Origin of the sequence: Halomonas marinisediminis (genome assembly GCF_004347715.1) — a bacterium.
GTDB classification, from domain to species: domain Bacteria; phylum Pseudomonadota; class Gammaproteobacteria; order Pseudomonadales; family Halomonadaceae; genus Halomonas; species Halomonas icarae.
In genome coordinates this window covers 1-302 of record NZ_SLTR01000255.1, presented here as the reverse complement: position 1 = coordinate 302, position 302 = coordinate 1, and the positions used below count along the sequence as shown (strand labels likewise).

The window sequence follows — 302 nt, the reverse complement described above, 5'->3', positions numbered from 1 at the left end:
GCACAGTCGGAAGTTCAGGCGCCGGCGATGCGCGCGCGCGGCGGCATCGACACGCTGCGGCTTTACGATATCGACCGGGCGGCGACAGAAAAAGTGCGGCGCAACCTGACCGGACAAGGTTTCGAGCTGATCCCCTGCGCCACGCCGGAAGAGGCCATCGAGGGCGCGCAGATCATCACCACTTGCACCGCCGACAAGCAATTCGCCACGATCCTGACCGACAACATGGTCGGCGCAGGCCTGCACATCAACGCCATCGGAGGCGACTGCCCCGGCAAGACAGAATTGCACCAGGATATCCT

Annotated in this window: 1 pseudogene; it reads left to right on the top strand. The window is 63.9% G+C overall.

Annotation, left to right across the window (positions count from 1 at the left end):
- Positions 1 to 27: 27 nt before the first annotated feature.
- Positions 28 to 302 (top strand): annotated as a pseudogene (locus E0702_RS16590) (ornithine cyclodeaminase); the annotation flags it as partial.